Annotated in this window: 27 protein-coding genes; 20 read left to right on the plus strand and 7 right to left on the minus strand. The window is 32.2% G+C overall.

Annotated elements, in window-relative coordinates; translation table 11 throughout:
* The first annotated feature begins 112 nt into the window (after positions 1-112).
* The 6 genes from SCI76_RS26685 (at position 113) to SCI76_RS26710 (ending at position 3,363) form a co-directional block, all read left to right on the plus strand.
* Entirely contained in the window at positions 113-1,030 is a 918-nt protein-coding gene (locus tag SCI76_RS26685; protein ID WP_407545270.1) for a DUF4240 domain-containing protein, read from the plus strand.
* A 118-nt stretch (positions 1,031-1,148) separates the two neighbouring features.
* A complete protein-coding gene (locus tag SCI76_RS26690; RefSeq protein WP_407545271.1) occupies positions 1,149-1,535 on the plus strand; it encodes a hypothetical protein in 387 nt (128 codons plus the stop codon).
* Positions 1,536-1,670: 135 nt separating this feature from the next.
* Complete coding sequence (locus tag SCI76_RS26695) at positions 1,671-1,907, plus strand: hypothetical protein (RefSeq protein WP_048018824.1); 237 nt, start codon at positions 1,671-1,673, stop codon at positions 1,905-1,907.
* 24 nt (positions 1,908-1,931) lie between these two features.
* Positions 1,932-2,435: a barstar family protein gene (locus tag SCI76_RS26700; protein ID WP_407545272.1), complete on the plus strand. Its 504-nt coding sequence runs from the start codon at positions 1,932-1,934 to the stop codon at positions 2,433-2,435.
* 89 nt (positions 2,436-2,524) lie between these two features.
* Positions 2,525-2,794: a CPCC family cysteine-rich protein gene (locus SCI76_RS26705; RefSeq protein WP_407545273.1), complete on the plus strand. Its 270-nt coding sequence runs from the start codon at positions 2,525-2,527 to the stop codon at positions 2,792-2,794.
* A 104-nt stretch (positions 2,795-2,898) separates the two neighbouring features.
* Entirely contained in the window at positions 2,899-3,363 is a 465-nt protein-coding gene (locus SCI76_RS26710; protein ID WP_407545274.1) for a hypothetical protein, read from the plus strand.
* Positions 3,364-3,442: 79 nt separating this feature from the next.
* Here the strand turns inward: SCI76_RS26710 and SCI76_RS26715 are convergent, their stop codons facing one another.
* Entirely contained in the window at positions 3,443-3,739 is a 297-nt protein-coding gene (locus SCI76_RS26715) for a hypothetical protein (protein WP_048018827.1), read from the minus strand.
* Positions 3,740-3,939: 200 nt separating this feature from the next.
* Between SCI76_RS26715 and SCI76_RS26720 the strand changes: the two genes are divergently transcribed.
* The 8 genes from SCI76_RS26720 (at position 3,940) to SCI76_RS26755 (ending at position 8,178) form a co-directional block, all read left to right on the plus strand.
* Positions 3,940-4,119 carry a hypothetical protein gene (locus SCI76_RS26720; RefSeq protein ID WP_407545275.1) on the plus strand — a complete coding sequence of 60 codons (180 nt, stop codon included), beginning with the start codon at positions 3,940-3,942 and terminating at the stop codon, positions 4,117-4,119.
* A gap of 31 nt (positions 4,120-4,150) precedes the next feature.
* Positions 4,151-4,642 carry a hypothetical protein gene (locus SCI76_RS26725; protein ID WP_272812599.1) on the plus strand — a complete coding sequence of 164 codons (492 nt, stop codon included), beginning with the start codon at positions 4,151-4,153 and terminating at the stop codon, positions 4,640-4,642.
* A gap of 30 nt (positions 4,643-4,672) precedes the next feature.
* Positions 4,673-4,927: a hypothetical protein gene (locus SCI76_RS26730; RefSeq protein ID WP_407545276.1), complete on the plus strand. Its 255-nt coding sequence runs from the start codon at positions 4,673-4,675 to the stop codon at positions 4,925-4,927.
* A 164-nt stretch (positions 4,928-5,091) separates the two neighbouring features.
* Positions 5,092-5,775 carry a DUF2711 family protein gene (locus SCI76_RS26735; RefSeq protein ID WP_407545277.1) on the plus strand — a complete coding sequence of 228 codons (684 nt, stop codon included), beginning with the start codon at positions 5,092-5,094 and terminating at the stop codon, positions 5,773-5,775.
* A 224-nt stretch (positions 5,776-5,999) separates the two neighbouring features.
* Positions 6,000-6,599: a hypothetical protein gene (locus SCI76_RS26740; RefSeq protein ID WP_407545278.1), complete on the plus strand. Its 600-nt coding sequence runs from the start codon at positions 6,000-6,002 to the stop codon at positions 6,597-6,599.
* Positions 6,600-6,709: 110 nt separating this feature from the next.
* Positions 6,710-6,934, plus strand: coding sequence for a hypothetical protein (locus tag SCI76_RS26745; RefSeq protein WP_407545279.1), 225 nt, complete (start codon positions 6,710-6,712; stop codon positions 6,932-6,934).
* A gap of 78 nt (positions 6,935-7,012) precedes the next feature.
* The gene (locus tag SCI76_RS26750; RefSeq protein ID WP_078082517.1) at positions 7,013-7,195 is read left to right on the plus strand and encodes a hypothetical protein; all 183 of its coding nucleotides are present in this window, start codon (positions 7,013-7,015) and stop codon (positions 7,193-7,195) included.
* Positions 7,196-7,269: 74 nt separating this feature from the next.
* The gene (locus tag SCI76_RS26755; protein WP_407545280.1) at positions 7,270-8,178 is read left to right on the plus strand and encodes a DUF4240 domain-containing protein; all 909 of its coding nucleotides are present in this window, start codon (positions 7,270-7,272) and stop codon (positions 8,176-8,178) included.
* A 63-nt stretch (positions 8,179-8,241) separates the two neighbouring features.
* Here the strand turns inward: SCI76_RS26755 and SCI76_RS26760 are convergent, their stop codons facing one another.
* On the minus strand, positions 8,242-8,733 hold the full coding sequence (locus SCI76_RS26760) for a HEAT repeat domain-containing protein (RefSeq protein ID WP_407545281.1): 492 nt from the start codon (positions 8,731-8,733) through the stop codon (positions 8,242-8,244).
* Between the two features lie 166 nt (positions 8,734-8,899).
* Here SCI76_RS26760 and SCI76_RS26765 point away from each other — a divergent pair, with 166 nt between their 5' ends.
* Positions 8,900-9,382 carry a hypothetical protein gene (locus SCI76_RS26765; protein WP_407545282.1) on the plus strand — a complete coding sequence of 161 codons (483 nt, stop codon included), beginning with the start codon at positions 8,900-8,902 and terminating at the stop codon, positions 9,380-9,382.
* A 107-nt stretch (positions 9,383-9,489) separates the two neighbouring features.
* Positions 9,490-10,623, plus strand: coding sequence for an aminotransferase class V-fold PLP-dependent enzyme (locus SCI76_RS26770; RefSeq protein ID WP_407545283.1), 1,134 nt, complete (start codon positions 9,490-9,492; stop codon positions 10,621-10,623).
* A gap of 87 nt (positions 10,624-10,710) precedes the next feature.
* Here SCI76_RS26770 and SCI76_RS26775 read toward each other — a convergent pair whose 3' ends face one another.
* Positions 10,711-11,268: a hypothetical protein gene (locus SCI76_RS26775; protein ID WP_407545284.1), complete on the minus strand. Its 558-nt coding sequence runs from the start codon at positions 11,266-11,268 to the stop codon at positions 10,711-10,713.
* Positions 11,269-11,434: 166 nt separating this feature from the next.
* On the opposite strand from SCI76_RS26775, the gene SCI76_RS26780 reads away from it, so the two are divergent.
* From SCI76_RS26780 to SCI76_RS26795, 4 genes are all read left to right on the plus strand, one after another.
* Entirely contained in the window at positions 11,435-11,692 is a 258-nt protein-coding gene (locus tag SCI76_RS26780; RefSeq protein WP_407545285.1) for a hypothetical protein, read from the plus strand.
* 180 nt (positions 11,693-11,872) lie between these two features.
* A complete protein-coding gene (locus tag SCI76_RS26785; RefSeq protein WP_377585973.1) occupies positions 11,873-12,109 on the plus strand; it encodes a hypothetical protein in 237 nt (78 codons plus the stop codon).
* Between the two features lie 111 nt (positions 12,110-12,220).
* The gene (locus SCI76_RS26790; protein WP_407545286.1) at positions 12,221-12,706 is read left to right on the plus strand and encodes a hypothetical protein; all 486 of its coding nucleotides are present in this window, start codon (positions 12,221-12,223) and stop codon (positions 12,704-12,706) included.
* A gap of 149 nt (positions 12,707-12,855) precedes the next feature.
* Positions 12,856-13,152: a hypothetical protein gene (locus tag SCI76_RS26795; RefSeq protein WP_074898420.1), complete on the plus strand. Its 297-nt coding sequence runs from the start codon at positions 12,856-12,858 to the stop codon at positions 13,150-13,152.
* 275 nt (positions 13,153-13,427) lie between these two features.
* Here the strand turns inward: SCI76_RS26795 and SCI76_RS26800 are convergent, their stop codons facing one another.
* From SCI76_RS26800 to SCI76_RS26815, 4 genes are all read right to left on the minus strand, one after another.
* Complete coding sequence (locus SCI76_RS26800; protein ID WP_407545287.1) at positions 13,428-14,060, minus strand: hypothetical protein; 633 nt, start codon at positions 14,058-14,060, stop codon at positions 13,428-13,430.
* 357 nt (positions 14,061-14,417) lie between these two features.
* Positions 14,418-15,251 (minus strand): STAS domain-containing protein, encoded by an 834-nt coding sequence (locus SCI76_RS26805; RefSeq protein WP_407545288.1) that lies wholly within the window; start codon positions 15,249-15,251, stop codon positions 14,418-14,420.
* Positions 15,252-16,034: 783 nt separating this feature from the next.
* Entirely contained in the window at positions 16,035-16,460 is a 426-nt protein-coding gene (locus tag SCI76_RS26810) for a hypothetical protein (protein ID WP_407545289.1), read from the minus strand.
* Positions 16,461-16,658: 198 nt separating this feature from the next.
* Complete coding sequence (locus SCI76_RS26815) at positions 16,659-16,907, minus strand: hypothetical protein (protein WP_407545290.1); 249 nt, start codon at positions 16,905-16,907, stop codon at positions 16,659-16,661.
* Positions 16,908-17,374 lie beyond the last annotated feature (467 nt).

A 17,374-nucleotide genomic window follows, 5' to 3' on the forward strand; every position in this document is an offset into this window, starting at 1 on the left:
ATTATTATATAAGGGATTACTAGGGTAACTAGCTCTGTCTATTATATACACTTTTAGCATTCCTTGTTATTCTACTTATAACTAAACTTTTAATTGAAAGGAATTACATATAGTGAACTCAAAGAGAGCTGTGCAAGTAGGAGATATCTTTGCTACCCCCTTACCTGAAGATAAATATGGAGCTATTAAGATTATTGAGATAATTGACAATTCTTATCTCATTGAAATTACAAGCTATATAGACAAACAAATACCTACAATTGAATCTGAAAAAATTCATGAAGTTTTGATTACCGAACTTATAATAGGTGATCCAAAGAAACCATTATATGAATGGGTAGATGGAAGAATCCCTAAAGAGTTAATCTTTATTGGAAATACGCCCTTAACTAAAGAGGAACAGGGAATCGAGTCTAATATATTCGGAGGAAATTGGTCAAAAGACTGTGCTCTATCAGTTTATTATGAGTGGCGTAGACAAACTGATCCTGAAGGATTTGCACTTGAAATTCGGAAGGAAGAAGAAGAAGAAGAAGCACTCGCTCTAAAAAACTCTATATCAAAACCCAAAAAAATGTTGGATGAGAAAAGTTTTTGGAAGATTATTTCTTTATTAGACTGGAGTAAGGAAGATGAAGAGGCGATTGTAGAGGCTGCTATCAAAGAACTTTCTACTTTCACTGCATGGAAAATAAGACATTTTGAAGAAACTCTCTCTTATAAGCTTTTCTTATTAGATACAGAAGAGCATGCAAAAGAAATAGGAGAATATTGTTTTTCTCAACAAGATCAACATTTCTCACCTGACCTCTTCTTGTATGCACGATGTGCAGTAGTCGCTCGTGGTAAAGAAGTTTTTGAAGATGTCTTATCCAATCCTTCAAAAATGCTTAAGGACACTGAATTTGAAATCTTACTGTCCCTTTCTTCGGAAGCTTATTATGTAAAAAAGGGTAAAGAATTCGAGTATAAAAGTGGATGTAGTTATGAGACGTTTTCAAACAAAGAAGGCTGGTCAAATACTTTTTAAGAAATCAAAGTTAGCTTTTTAGCTTAGTTTTTATATCCCACCAAGGAATATGAATGTGTTAGCTACCTTTGTATATCATGTACGTACATATTAGGTACTAAAAGGGGATAAAGTTCTAATGGAAAATAATACAAAAATTATAGAATTAGTCAAAGGTGTCGTAGGAGAATTAGTTCAAAATAATATAGCGTCGTTACCTTTAGAAGATAATACGGAAACAATGGATTTGAGAGAGGAATTAGATTACTATCCAGGGGTTATGACTCTCCCTCCAGAAGAAGCTTATTATCAATTAGATGATGTTATCTACATTTATAAACAAACTGTCCCTCATTTTCGTTTAGGAAAGAATAATTTGAAGAAAAGGTTTCCTAAGTTGTTATACATGGTGGACTTCGATTTGTATTACGATAACGAACGTAGTGACTTAACTCTTCAATGTAATATTTATGAAGATAAAGATGGGGAATGGGTTATTAAAATTAGAAGTATCCATGTGATGTGATAAATTATAAATAAGGCTTTTAAGATTCAATCTCTTAAAAGCCTTTTTATATTTCCATAACGGGAAATATGTTGACTATCTCTTTATATTATATGCATGAGATAATAAAAAAATAGTTTAAAAGGAAAGATATAGATGCTTAACAAAAGGTTTTCAATTGAAAAAGCTCAATATTTAAGTGAAAGGGAAAACGACTACAAAAAATATTGCTTGGAAATTGTTTTTAAATTTGGCCATACTTTATCAGTGAGAGATAATTCAGTATATGTGTTAAAAGATGAAGAGGAAATAAAATTAATTCAACCCTTGAGCTCTAAGACGTTTTGGTATGAAATATGGTTAAATTTAAAGAGTTTTTATAGCTTAGATTAAGCTGGAACAGAGGTGTTATGTGCAATGACTATAAGCGATTTTATCCAATTAGAGGCTCCTTATTTTCATATAGCTGTAGGGGATACAGCATTATTATATAATCTACAGGTTCAAGCTAAAGAATTAAATAAGACAGAATTCAAAGTTATTAGAGGGCAAAAATGTAAGAGTGTTACAGGTCTATTGAATGAATGGGCTGCTGTTCTTCAATTCCCAGATTACTTTGGGGAAAATTGGGCTGCCTTTGACGAATGTTTAAACGACTTAGAATGGCTTCCTGCAGATAGTTATATCTTAGCCATTACGAATTCACAACTTATTTTCAAATGGAGAAAAAGGAATTTTAAAGATTTAATAAATACTCTAAAGAATGCTGTTCAAGAATGGACAGGTGGTAGGTATTACGATTCTTTTCCTACCCACCCCACTCCTTTTCATATCATTTTTCAATGTAATGAATTACACATAGAAGCGTTTCAAAAGAAACTTATTAAGGCAGGAATAGAGGAACTAAGTATTATTCAATAATAAGATGAAAGGAAAGTAAAAAAGGTTTTTAATAAACGTTAATATATTAAACTACGTATACAGAATTATGAAACGAGGTTAGTTAGTTTATGAATAGTACTTATACTTGCCCTTGCTGCGGATATAAGACACTGGATGAAGAGCCACCAGATAGTTTTGATATTTGTGAGATATGCTTTTGGGAAGACGATGGTGTGCAATTTCAAGATCCTGACTTTGAAGGTGGAGCAAATGTTATATCCTTAAGACAGGCTCAACAAAATTTTGTAAAGTACGGGGCCTGCGATGAGGAAAGCTTAAAGTTTGTAAGGAGCCCAAATAAATTTGATATAAGAGATTCGCAATGGAAGCCTCTATAATTTCAATTACTTATTCTTAGGGTCCTGATTATAATAACTAGGGCCTCTAACTACTTCTAAACCTTCAAATAAGACAAAAAACTATGAAGGAAAGGTATTGTACGATGAAAAAACAAGACCGACAAAAAAGATTAGAGTTTCTATTGGCAAAAAGAAAAGAATTAGAAAAAAAAGAGGATAAAGACCCTCTTTTTTTAGAATGTGTAAATGTTTTAGGTAGAGGCGTTACTATATATTCTCCTGAAAAAAGTGAGGAACGGTATCGCTCGTTTCAAAAAAAGGTTCCATTCACATGTTACAGAAGGATAGATTGGGATAAATTTGATAAATACTGTGTAATCACGTATTTAGAAGATGTAAAAAGCTTAATAAATGACGATGATCTTGAGATATATTGGAGTACAGACAATTTTCCTGTACTAAAGACAACATTTGAGAACATCTTAAGCGTATATGATGATGTCGTATCTGTAAGTAGTGATACCTTTCTTTATGTAGAAAATAAATACGTAATAGAAATTTATCATGACGGGGAAATTAGAATAGGTTCCTTAAAAAATTTCCTATAATACATTTGTGTTAACTAGAAGCTATGGTATACAGCCTATATTAAGGGTGTTTTTTAAAAAGAACATCTTCAGTACTAAGTTAATTCTTGTTCTCAATCTTTTCTAAGTACTCCATAAATTTATCATGGAGTTCAACTCTACCCTTTAAGGATTCTTTTGTATCCTTATCAACTAAATCCAAGGAAAAGTTTAAATTATTATTATAGCCATCTATCATTTCCATCATGGAACATATAACTGATTCAATTATTTCGTTCTGTTGTTCTTGAAGATTTAGCTTCTCTATTCCAGATTCAAGTTTTATTAATGATACATCAACCCATTGGTCTTTTATCATTCTTAACGCTTCAAATAATTGAATTTGTTTTTCATCCATAACTAAAACACCTCATTTAATTAATTCTTTCTAAATATAGTACCATAAAGGGTGATTTTACTCTTAACATTAGATACGCATTTAAGTGCTAATAAGGGCTTGTATGTTAACTAGATTTTTATCTAACATCCATTCTGATTTGTTGTATAAATTTTGATAAAATGTAATTATTAGGTTGATTTCAGTTAGGAGTGATGTAGTTGCATTTAAATTATATTGGGATGTTGGTAGGACTTATTATAGCTTTAGTAAATATTTTTGATCCCCAGTTTGAAGGGTTTATGCGCTGGGTTATTGTTAGTGGTGGTTTATTAGCATCTATACTCCATTTAAAAATAGTTTTAACTAAAAACCGGAATAAAGTAGTTAAGCAAAATTAAACAAATCCTCAAAAGTTAGGAGGAGAAATGAATGAATACTATTTTAGAGGACTTTTATGAGCTAAGAGAAATACTAAGTTCTTTTGACAGTCTTCAGAATAACTATAATTGGTTGTTAACAGACCTAGATGGATCTTTGCCAGACGTTTACCTTGATTACTTTATAGATTACAGAACTTATCCTAAAGAGGCTAGGGGAAGTACCTATTGGATTACAGGTGAAAAGCTCACAGAACTAGCTAATAAAGAGGATATCTATTTTGCATGGGGAGTTTTTTCTGCTTTCAATAAGAACGAACATATTGATTTAGATATGCTTAAGGAAGAACCTTATGCTGATGGGAATCCGGATTTTTGGGTTGAAAGACCAAAAATCCAGCATCCTAAAGCAACTACAGAATTAGTTTTATGGGATGCTGAATTAGTATTACTGTTGAGTAAGGATGAAAGAATATCTATTAATTTGAGAAATAAGTTTAAAGAATTTAAAAGCCTTGAAGTGTATAACAAAGAACCTTTCTAGAAAAATACAGTATAAGAAGGTGATTATAAGATGGAATTATATGAAAGAGTAGAAAACGTAAAGAGTCGAGAAGATTTAATTACATTTATAAATCACTTGCGAATAGATTTACAAAGTAACAGGGGTGACTGGGAAAACATAACTCTGGAAGATTTTTTAAAGGCTATGGAGGCCTGGATCAATGATATGGAAGGATATTATCTACATTCAAATCAACCAATACCAAAACAACCGTCCTGGAAGACTATTGCTGACATACTATTTGCCTCAAGTATGTATGAATAATGTTGGTCCTTAATTTATTCAAATATCAGAAACAGCATTTGAAAAAAACTTTTATTTCCCTATCAAAACAAGGGCCAATCAGGAACATTATAGGAAATAGAAGTGGGTATTCTGCACATATAAAATATACGTAACTATCTACATTGAAGGGAGATGTTAATGTATTGTTGGATTATATACGGTTAGACTGGGATTTACCTATTTTACCTCAATTACCTCGCGGCTTTAAGTCTGCTGCTATTCTATTACATCCTTTCGTTCAAATGTCACTTGGTTGGGAAAAATCAAAGAGGGAAAACCCTTATCAGCATATATATCCTAGTGATGAGGAAATGATTGACCTTGGCGAACCAATATTGTGGAAAGAGGTAATGGCCGAGAGTAATTTAAAATCTTACGAGGAATTATCCTTAGCATTGCAAACTTCTACTGGTGCGCTCAGATATAAATATGAAAGGAAGGATTTGGCCACTCTGTTGAATTCCTATCTTGAAATTACTCCTGACTTATATTATCCAGATTCTGATTGCACTTCATTATTTATAATAGATAGTTTATTAAAAGTTCTTTGTTCAAAGAACGCAAATACTCTCTATTTCTCTGAACCTATTTATGGCATGAATGGTTCATTTAAAGCCCAGGATAAGTCACCTTTAGAAATAGGTAACTTATCTCCTAACGATTTAATTATTACAGATGAAAATATGGATTTTGCATTTATGAGCCTCTATGATTCGTTTACAACATTGATTATGGCCAAAGACACAAATATTGAGAACACGATTAGATTAGTTAATCTTGAAGCTGTAATATGTGATAAAGAAACATCTCTTAGTTGGTTCCTTTAGTAAGTACTTAAAATTGTGATTATGCTAACTAATAATGAGTTCAAGTACCAATGTTAAAATGTAAACGTAAATTCCAACAGCTACTGCTTTAAGTAATGTTTTTTTGTCAATACACATCCCTCCCAATTATTCTGTTCCCTATGGTTGTATATGTTATACAGTTGTTAATCCTAAACAAGGTATACTTGAAAAGTAACACTTTTATTATGAGGAGGAATGGCTTAATGATTGATAATAGATTATCTAAGATTATGAATCATGAAGTGGATGATGCTCTGAGTGAGCTTACTGACACAGACATTTTGCTGAATTTCCAACAAGCAATTAAGAGCTTATACCCTCACCTAATTCCGATACATGCTCATGCTTATGATGCTTGGGACGATATTGTCATTCCATTGTTTTACGAGATGGTTTATAAGACATTTACTTATAAATATGGCATTGAGATTGAGCCGAATGAAACACACGCTTATATGTTCAGCTTAAGATGTTATGAAGGTATCCATCATATTGAATGCTTTCCCAAAATGGCAGCTTTTAAAGGCATACTGAATAACGATTATTTTGAGGTTAACAATGGGGAACTAAAAGGAAAAAGGCTTGTTTTCAAGTCTTTTGGAGATAGTGTTCATTATTTAACAACTGGTTTGGATACTGAAAATACTGATGCTGTTAATTTTGAACTGGTTGAGGTAGACGTTATATGTGCTCAATCAAACAGGATCACAGATATTGATGGATGTACTTCATTTTTTATTCATAAAGATGATGTAGAATTTACTTTAGTTGCAGAGACTTTTAATCAAGATTTACAAAAATAAAGAGGCGTTTCAGCTCCTCTTTTCACTTCTAGGAATACGTTTTATGTTAACTTTAAAAAGCAAAATTGTGGTAAAATATAATAATAAAGTAACTTATTGGGAGTGTTTATTTGAATAAAATGGCCGCAGGTTGCTTATTCATCTTCTTGGCAACCTTATTTATATGTACAAAGTTTATTAGTGCAGCAATTTATTCTTCTAGTGAAGCATCTTGGAGTTCAGGCACGTTTAAAGATCAATTGCATGAAATAGGCACAACGTTAAATATTTTAAGTATCATATCTTTAATCATTGGTATTGTTTATCTATATTTTGCAGAGCGTAATAAGCAATAAAGGTAAAAGATCTTATTGGTGCTAATAAGGTCTTTTTTATTATGTACCCTACAAATTCTATAAAAAAGGAGTGGTTTAATGAAGAATGTATTGTACATTCTACTAAGTATAATAGTTTGTTTAGTGATATTTGTAGTAATGGGGGCTGTGTTTAATGGTGAGTGGACTCCTTACATCACTTTAACTATATTTGCTGGAATAATAATTGGATTGCTATTACGCATTGAAAACATGATTGCTCAGAAAGTAAAAAGCAAGTAAAGCAGTTGATTTTGCATCAACTCTCCTGTCTTACTACTTATAACTAAACTTTTGATTGAAAGGAATTACACATAGTGAATTCAAAAAAGTCAGTGCAAGTAGGCGATATTTTTGCTGCTCCATTGCCGATGAATAAGTATGGTGCAGTTAAAGTAATGGATATAATTGATTGTTCTTATCTTCTTGGTATTACAAATTATATAGATGAACAGGTTCCAACAATAGAATCTGAAAAAATTCATGAAGTTTTGATCACCGAACTTATAATAGGTGAACCAAAGAAACCATTATATGAATGGGTAGACGGAAGAATCCCTAAAGAGTTAATCTTTATTGGAAATACGCCCTTAACTAAAGAGGAACAGGGAATCGAGTCTAATATATTCGGAGGAAATTGGTCAAAAGACTGTGCTCTATCAGTTTATTATGAGTGGCGTAGACAAACTGATCCTGAAGGATTTGCACTCGAAATTCAGAAGGAAGAAGAAGCACTCGCTCTAAAAAACTATATATCAAAACCAAAAAAGATGTTAGAAGAGAAAGTTTTTTGGGGAATTGTTTCTTTATTGGATTGGAGTAAACAAAGCGACGAAGAAATTATAGAGCCTGCTATTAAGGAACTTTCTACTTTGACTGCATGGCAAATAAGACATTTTGAGGAGACTCTGTCTTACAAACTTTTCTTATTAGATACGGAAGAACATGCAAGAGAAATCGGAGAATATTGTTTTTCTCCACAAGGTCAACATTTCTCACCTGACCTTTTCTTATATGCCCGATGTGCAGTAGTGGCTCGTGGTAAGGAAGTTTTTGAAGATGTCTTATCTAATCCTTTAAAAATGCTCAAGGATACTGAATTTGAAATTTTACTGTCTCTTTCATCGGAAGCTTATCATTTAAAAATGAGCAAAGAATTTGAATATGAAAGTGGATGTAGTTATGAGACGTTTTCAAACAAGGAAGGCTGGCAGAATACTCTTTAAGAAGAAAAAGTGAGCTTTTTAGCTCACCTTTTATGTTAACTACCCTTGTATGTATTATACAAATTAATCCTCTAAAAACAAATCCATAGATTCTTTTAAAAATTGAACCTTATCAGGAGTTTCTTTCAATTCTCGCTTTATTCTTTTTATACATTTTGTTTTTACACCATTTGAGATATGAAGCATCTGAGCTTCTAACAGTATAAAAGCTTGTCTACTTACTTCAAAGTTGTCTTCAAATAACAATTCAGTTATTAGTTCAGCATAGTTAGAACAATTAAATGATTCTAATGCATACAATAAGGTTCCTCTAGATTTAAGTGTCTTAGGACTTTTCAATAATCCAATGAGTGGTTCAATAGCTTGATGATCTCCAATATCGGCTAGAGCTATTGCTAGAGCATCTCTTAGGACATTATTGTTGGTACTGACTAAATAATTTATTAGAGCTGGTACTGTTGTATAATCCTGCATTAATCCTATTTTTTCAATAGTGTCTAATGCGTTTTCTAAATCTCCATTGTTTAGTTCTTTTTTAAATTTATCTAATAACATGTAAACTCCCTATTTTATGTTGGTATTGGTCGTTATTTATATAATAACTTACTAATTATTAAGATAGTGAACATTTCCGTTCCTCTAAGGTACACTGTGGTAACTATAAATGTACGACCCATACATGAGATAATAAGCACAAAAAAACGTTAAAGGAGAAACGACTTTGAAAATAGAGAATCGGAGATTCGCAGAGAAAGCGTTAAAGCATTTACTTGTTGGTAGTCAAATGGATGGAATAAAGTTCGCGTCTGAGGTTTCCTCCATTTCATTAATCTTTACTCACTATGACCGAAAAGAAGATGATGCATTCATTTTAACGATTGAAACAGCGTGGACGGTATATAATGAGGTCCCACTTGTCTATCCATCTTCGGAGAGAGAAGTCCCCACACATATCGACGAGCAGCACTTTAAGCATATTTGGGATGTCAAAAGACAAAAAATAGTGGATGTACATTTAGGTCATCGGTCGCCCCATCTCATTATTTTATTTGAATCAGGTAGCATTTTGTTTGTAAATGGTCATGATACGAACTATGAATGTTGGCAACTAGGTGATCATTGGGGAGGAAGTGACAATGAGTGGCTTTTAGTTGCCGTTCCAGGAGATGATATAGCTGTTTGGTCTCCTGAACACTTTGAATAAATCCCCAGAATACGTTTTATGTTAACTAACTTTGTACATGGTATTCATTCACTTTTTTATCTTTCTAATATGTTGAAATGTAATTTTAAGGAAAAAGGAGGAGAGAGATGAATAACTCTTTTAGTTCGTATCGTTCATTGTTTCCCGTTTTATCGGAGTATGTACATGTAGCTAGTTGCTCTCAAGGTGCTATTGCTCAGCCTGTTTCACAAGCAATTGAAGACTATCACAATGAGTTATTATTATTAGGTACTAACTGGAAACAAGCTACATTGAAACTGGAAGCGACCAGAGAAAAATTCGCTGAACTTATAAACGCTGAACCCGATGAAATTGCCATCTTACCTTCTGTTTCTGATGCTCTTTCGGCCGTAGCGACTAGTCTATCCTACCATCCTAGTAAAAATGAAATTATCGTAACGGATATGGATTTCCCTACTGTCGGCCATGTCTGGTATGCGCAAGAAAAGCATGGAGCTACTGTATCGCTCATGCGCTCATTGGATGGGGTTATCCCTTTAAAACAATATGAAAAAGACGTCACAGAGCGTACATTACTTACGTGTATGAGCCATGCTTCTTACGAGAACGGAATTGTGCAAAACCTTAAAGACATTGCCAATATTGTTCATAAGAAAGGTTCTCTTCTATTTGTGGATGCGTCTCAATCAGCAGGTCATATCCCAATTGATGTGAAAGAGATGAATATCGACATGCTCGCTACTGTCACACGCAAATACATGTTAGGGATACCAGGTGTAGCGTTTCTTTATATGAAGAAAGAGCTCGCTGAACAAGTAAAGCCTAGACATACAGGTTGGTTTGGCCAAGAAAGTGAGACAAAATTTGATATCTTTCACTCCACCTATGCTGCTGGCTCTCGTCGTTTTGAAACAGGTACACCTTCTTTTATTAGTGTGTATGCTGCACACGCGGCACTTAAGTTGTTGCTTGACGTTGGAGTCTCTCCTATTCATTTCTATTTGAAAGAGCTATCTAGGTTTACAAAAGAGTTTGGAGTGCAGAATGGCTTACAGGTTAACCTACCATTCGATACGGAAATCACTTCAGGTATTACTTCTTTTCACATGGCTAATGCTTCTGAAATTGAGCAGAGGTTAAAAGAAAAAAACATTCTCGTTTCTGCCAGAAACGATGTCATACGAATAGCTCCTCATTTTTATAACACAAAAGAAGAAGTAGCCTACGCCATCACGGAATTAAGTAAGCTTGCAAAATAAGTAAAGTATCTAAGCAGATAGTTTTCATTTCCGATAATACCTGTTATGTGAACTAAAATTGTATGTAATGTACAGATTGACAGTTATTTAATACTCATTTGTATATAAAATTTGGTTATCTTTTATGACTGAGACCTGGACAGACTCTCTGGGTACTTCAGGAGTGGTTTTTTCTGAAAGAATATATCCTTTTTGATTTAAAGATATTTTTTTTCTTACTTTTGTTCCATCTTCAAATTCCATTTCTATATATTTTCCTTCTTGAATTAATTTATTATTTGTAATATATATACCAAGATATGGAACCCCTGATAAGGCTCCTGTAACCTGTATTGGCAAGGTTTTGTCTATTGGTACTTCCACTCCCTTGTACTCTTCAATTCCTCGTCTGCTTTTTGTAAGGATGTAAGTACCTAATTTAGTATTATCTTTATATAAAATAAGAGCATGAGGATCTGGCTTAGCTTTAACATTCTCCTTTTTAAGAATAGATAGGTTAGATTTTCTTTTATGCTCTATGAAATCATTAATTTCTCTTTTAGATAGCATCTCATAATTGTTACTGTTATATAAAAAATAGCTACTAAAACCTACTATGATTAATAAACTTAGTAAAACTAATTTGGGATTACGGGATAGAGCCATATTTGTTTTCCCCTTTACTATGTTATTAAGATATAACCACATTTTAACATATAAGGGTAAAGTAAGTTCCCGTAAGTATGTTTATGTAAACTAGCATGGCATATGATATTCATTTATTTCCCTCTCTTTATAATGTGTTAAAATGTAATTATAAGGAAAAAAGGGGATGTTTACAGTGGGAATCGATGTTAAGAAAACAGAAAAAGAATTAATCATAAAATGGCAACTTGCTAAATTTAATATTGCACTAGAAGATATTATTGAAGTTACGGAAGACGATACGTATGACGGTAAACAAGCTGATGCGATCCGGATAGGTCCTCCATATGGAACGACTGATCGAATTTTTATTAAAACTAAGAAGCAAGATTATATACTTTTCACTACAAACAGGGCAACAATCTTAAACAGAATACACTCATAATCAATAATTTTCATGTACATATAATGGCTATATCTAATAATAGACGTGGCCATTAATATTTAGCTTTACTACCCGGAATATGGAGTATGGTAACTAGATTTGTATATAGTATCCATTATAAAATTGAGTTAAAATATTCATTGTATGTAATTAAATTCATAATAGTAAGGGGCAAGTTGCTTGTTAAGATTTATAGAAAAAGGTTTCTCTTATGGATTAATTTTAGGAGTATCATTAGGTGTTTTAATAGTTCCATATAAAGAGGTTGTATCGGTAGATGATAGTACAACAGAAACAACATATTTAGACCTTATTGATTTTATTATCCCTCTAATTCGCTTTAGTGTGGTTATAGGTTTACTCGGAGCAGCAATAGGTTTTTTCCTTTACCAACGTAGAAAAAAGAGCTTGGACTAATAAGTTTAAGCTTTTTTTGTGCCTAGAACTCACATTTTGGTAACTAGGATTGAACGATTTATATATTTAAAATAAACGTATCTAAGCACTTTGAAAGGAGTTATTTATTTAATGAATCTTCCTAATGGAGTAACGGGTTTTTATAGTTCCATAGATAATAAACCGAATGAAATAGATGAGAACGATTTTAAAAGTATATGCTTCGATTTAATCAGAAGAAATCAAGGGAAGATATTAAAGATTGATGAGGCAAATTTAACAAGTAATTTTTCAAAGGTAAAAGTAAATGTTTTTAATCGAGAGATATATGTGCTACTCAATGCATATTATCCTTTTCTCGCTCTTGCTGCTACTGTTGAATTTCAACATATTAATTTTATTGATGACCCTGTGTTATCAAAGGATTTTATGCCATTCTATAAAGTTCTCAGCAAAGAAGAACTTAACGAACCTTTAGATATAAGAAACAGCAAAGGAAAAGTAAGCTTAGACAATAAGAATAACTTGAATAGCAGTGAATTAGAACAAATCCTTTATTGGAAACCAACTACTGTTGGAGAAGTTATGTTCAATTTTGTGATTAATCTTATGAAATAAGCTCCTTTTACTCCAAAATTATTTCCGATAAGTGACATTATTTTAACTAAGGTTATATGTAATACACATGGCGAAATAAGCTCAATTATTTGATAAAATGGAAATATATTGATTTAAAAATAGGATAATGAATAGAGAGGAACATATCAATGCTTGGGGATACTTTTACACTTTTTAGACCGGTTTATTATTTAATAACTCTTCTTTTAGTATGTAACTTCGTGTATGTAGTTTTTTTAAACAATAAAATTAAGGCAACTAGCTATATATTATTCAATTCTTTATTCTTTGTAATAATTGCAGCAGTTTTATTGTTTCAAGAAGGGATAATTGTCGATGAAACAAACCTAGCAGGAGATCCATTAACTTTTGATTTAACGATATTTTTTGGAGTTTTACTTATAGCTAGCTTCATTTTTAGAAATAGAAAGAAGAGGAAAGCTTAAAATTTCCTCTTCTTTGTGTTGTTAACGATAATACGTTTTATGGAAACTACAAACGTATACTTTAACAAAGTACAAAGCTATCTAGGTCTTGTTAAAGAAAAAAACAAAAAAGAGCCAGCAAACTCAAAGTTTGCTAGCTCTTTACAACCATTATATTAATCGTTTTTTCGAAACGTTTTTCGAAACCAAAAGATTAATCCAAATAAAACTAAAAGAGTAATAATAATTCCTGGTATTCCAAAACTATTTAACATATGTATTCTCCTTTGTAACCATTATTTTGGATTTACTGTAAAGGTACCCCCAGAATGTTTAACAGTAACAGTACACCATGTTGAAGCATAAGCTACAACTGCAGTGTATCTTTTAGTCGCAGTTAATGTTGTATTTTTACCTGAAGTGGAAAGTGTACCTGAATATACTTTACCAACGCCTCCACTCCCAACTAATCCGTAAGCATTGTGAGATACTACTGTTTTTACAGAGGATACTTTGCTTGCTCCTGCTGTTGTACTTGTTTTTAAATTGGATGCGCTAAAACTTTGATTAACAACATTTTGGATATCGTCTTTAATTGTGCCACTTACTTTTACCGTGACACCATTAGATGAGTTGGATCCAGAAATACTTTTTGAAGCAAACAAAGTCATTGCTGAAGGTTTTTTAGCGTACATTTCAATAAAAGTTTGATCTTTTACTGAAAAAGGTTCCTCCATAGCGTATTCTTCATCAATTCTTTCAAAGTTAGCAATTACTTCATCTTGAGTTAAGTTTGCTAATTCTTCTTTGTACGCTTGTTTTTGATCTTCAGCAGTTATTTGATCAGAAGCAGCATTAACCTCAAAATTAAATGTAAGACCCAACACGAAAATAAATGGCATAGTTAAAACTAAAAATTTCTTCAACAAAACGATTCCCCCAATTTAATTCTTCTAGAACACAGTTAAATGATATATTAATTCTCTGTGTAAATAAATGGTATTATCGTTAAGAAATTGTAAAGTTTTGTTGTGTAATGAATGTTTTTTGTATGGATATATCTTTTAAGAGAGAAATATGAAAAGCAAACTAGCCCTCGTGTAGCATGAAAACGTTTTTTTGTAATGTGTACCGGAAAGCCGTTTTATGTTAACTACAGAAAAAGGGAAAAGCCAACCCTTAAGTCCCTAAAGGCAGGCTTTTCGCACGACTTTATCCAATGACACCTTATGGTATCTTGTTTAGTTTACTTAGTTTAGTGGTCTTTTATACTTAATATAAATTATTTACCCTACTGATGGTATAAAAGAATTTGTATAAGAAACAGCTTGATGTAAACTACCAAATGTCTTAATATGGTCAATTGCTATTCCTAAACTGACCATAGTTTGAGCAATTTCAGAGCGAATACCACTTAGAACAACACGTACGCCTATTAGTTGTAATCCTGCAATGACCTTAAAGAGTTGATCGGCCACCATCGTATCAATAATAGGAACAGCTGACAAATCAATAATGAGCCATTTTAATTGATACTCACTGCCTTTGGTCAATGCATTTTCCATCAGTATTTGAGCTCTTTGGGTATCTAAATCGCCTACTAAAGGGAGGATACCCGTTTCTTTTGTCATACGAACAACAGGTACCGACAGCTCATCAATCGCGTATTGAGCATGTTTTATTTGTTTTGTATAGTCCTGTAAGTATGATTTACTGACCCATTGAACTGCATCATCTACAATGGTATTAAAATGGGAGATAATTTCATAAAAAACGTTGAGGGAGAATTTTTTATCATTCGCTTCGTCTTTAATAATTTCTCCGATAATATCTCTGTAGTAACTAATTTCATCTAAGGCTAGGTCTAAAGGAAGTCCACGATTAACGAGTAGACTAGATAAATTCTCTCCCCAATCTCTAATCATATCAGCCGCAATGTCTTTCTCCACAAGAATAGAGTCAGCATAAATAGTAAGAAGGTCGAGTCGAAAAGTTGTTAATTCTGTATAAACATCATGAAGAACCGCCAGGTTTTGTTTTTTGCTTTCCGCAAGCTCTTCTTTGCGCTGGATAATCACATCTCTAATAGGATGTAGTTTCTCGATGTTTGTAAGTTGCATGTTATATGGCTCCCTTTATTTTTAGTTATATGGAAGAAATACTATATATTTCGTTTGAAAAGACAAAAGTCCTCTAACTTTTTCAAAGGTAAGAGAGCTTTTGTCATTATATCATACCTAATTTGTTACCTTTTCTTCAGGTAATATCATAACTTGCACTTGCTGAAAACTCGCTATACATCAATGTATAAAGGCAATTAAAAAGTATATGGTGATACCTGAAAATGACATTATGGTAACTAAAATTCATTCTTTTTGGTAGTGTTTAGAATTGTATATAGGGCCTCAGAAGCAGTATTTACATCGTCATACGGTGAAATTCTTCCATCAATAAGGGTAGTTACTTGAAAGCATTGAGATTCTTTGGAATAAACTAATTCAATAAGTCCAGGTATGGTATGTGTAATCCTGCTATTTTTATATTGGACTAAGATACTAAGCATTTTTTTTATTTCATCTATGCTCATGAGTAATCGTACCCCTGCCTATTATAAGGAAACTTCAGATGTGAAGAGACCAAATAATTTATTTTATTTTTTCTCCTCACATTACCATATGAAGATTAAAAAGACCATTTTTAATCTGCTCCCCTTTTTCTATTGATAACATCTATTATGGTAATTAAATAAATATATAATATAAAGCTATAAAACAGAACAACCTACTGCTCCTATACAGTAGGTCGTTCTGTTGAGAATACGAGTATGGTTTTTAGTGGTAGATACTTAACGGCATCTTAAGTAGTTTACTCCATATAGAAAATTTTATGTGAAAAACAAAAAATCAGTGTTTTCTTATCTTTATTATGTTAGCAACGTTCTCTAGATGTTTTTCTGATTCTTTTAACCGTCTTTGGGTATCTTTCAAAGATTTGTGAACAGATGAAAATGTAGTAGTTGAATCTTTCATGCTTTTTGATTCTGTACATACTAGGTGACCTACTCCGTCTTTCCATTGAATCGTACATCTAAAATTCCCAAACAAGTTGTTACGTATTTTTAACATTAGATGTTGTGTTATAGGATAAGAATTAGCGCTCTCTGAGAGCATTAATATGATTTTATCCCGGTGTTCTTCATGAATAATTGTCCATATATTAGATGTATTAGGAAAATATGAATGAGTTGTGTTGGAAGAATTCAAAATGGTACCTTTTCGATTGACTTGAAAATAAGGAACAGGAATCCATTTATTTAGCATAGTATCCATGTTCTCTCTCCTTTAAATTAATCATTTATTCCTTTTAGATTTGTATGATATACATTTCAAAAATAAAAAAACAGATATGTTGTCAACTTTAAACAGAGGCTTCGAATCCTCTGTTCTTTTTTAATAAGAGTTCCAAAAATGACTAAGATTATATATCTTAGTCGTTTTCAAAAAAAAGAAAAACCTATCTCTTTCCAGTCAAAAGAGGTAGGTTTTCTCTGTTGCAGAATGTAGTTGTATGAGGTGATACTTGGAAACATCTTGAATAGTTTGCTCAATTTGATAAATTTTATTCCTACACAACATATCCATTGCTTTTTCTATAAGTAAAATGTCTTCTTCAATTAATACTCTCATATCGTCAAGCTCAAGTTGAATATATTCTTCTTTTAAACGTTCCAATTCCCTGACGAACAGGGATCCAGTATAATACCCAGAATCTATCACTCATGCATATCCCCTTTGTGTGCTAATAGTATATTTAATTCCCCTTTACCCACACTTATAACCATTAAAAGGAGACAATTTTAAAAAATAACCCTTTGCTAATAAAGGCCAAGGGTTTTCAAATTTATTGGAATAGGGGGGAATACGTTATTAGTCTAGCCAGATTTGTAGATTCATATACATGTATCTTCAAAAATAAATGTTTTTATTAAATAGTTTATCAAAAAGTAACTTTGTTTAAGTTTTGTTGTTAGTTAAGTAAATGATAAATTATTTTATTTATTATTAAAGTTTTACTATTTACTCTAACTGACGACAAATACGAAGTTTTCTAAGACATGTCTGCAATAGAAGGCTGATGTGTCTTAATCCCACCTTAGGGGTATTTTACGGGGAAGTTGATTTAATAGCAAATAAAATATTACTTTTAAATAAAATATCTTATGGCAGTTAGTTTTTTCTAAATT

This window comes from Priestia sp. HNGD-A6 (assembly GCF_045784335.1).
GTDB lineage: Bacteria > Bacillota > Bacilli > Bacillales > Bacillaceae_H > Priestia > Priestia zanthoxyli.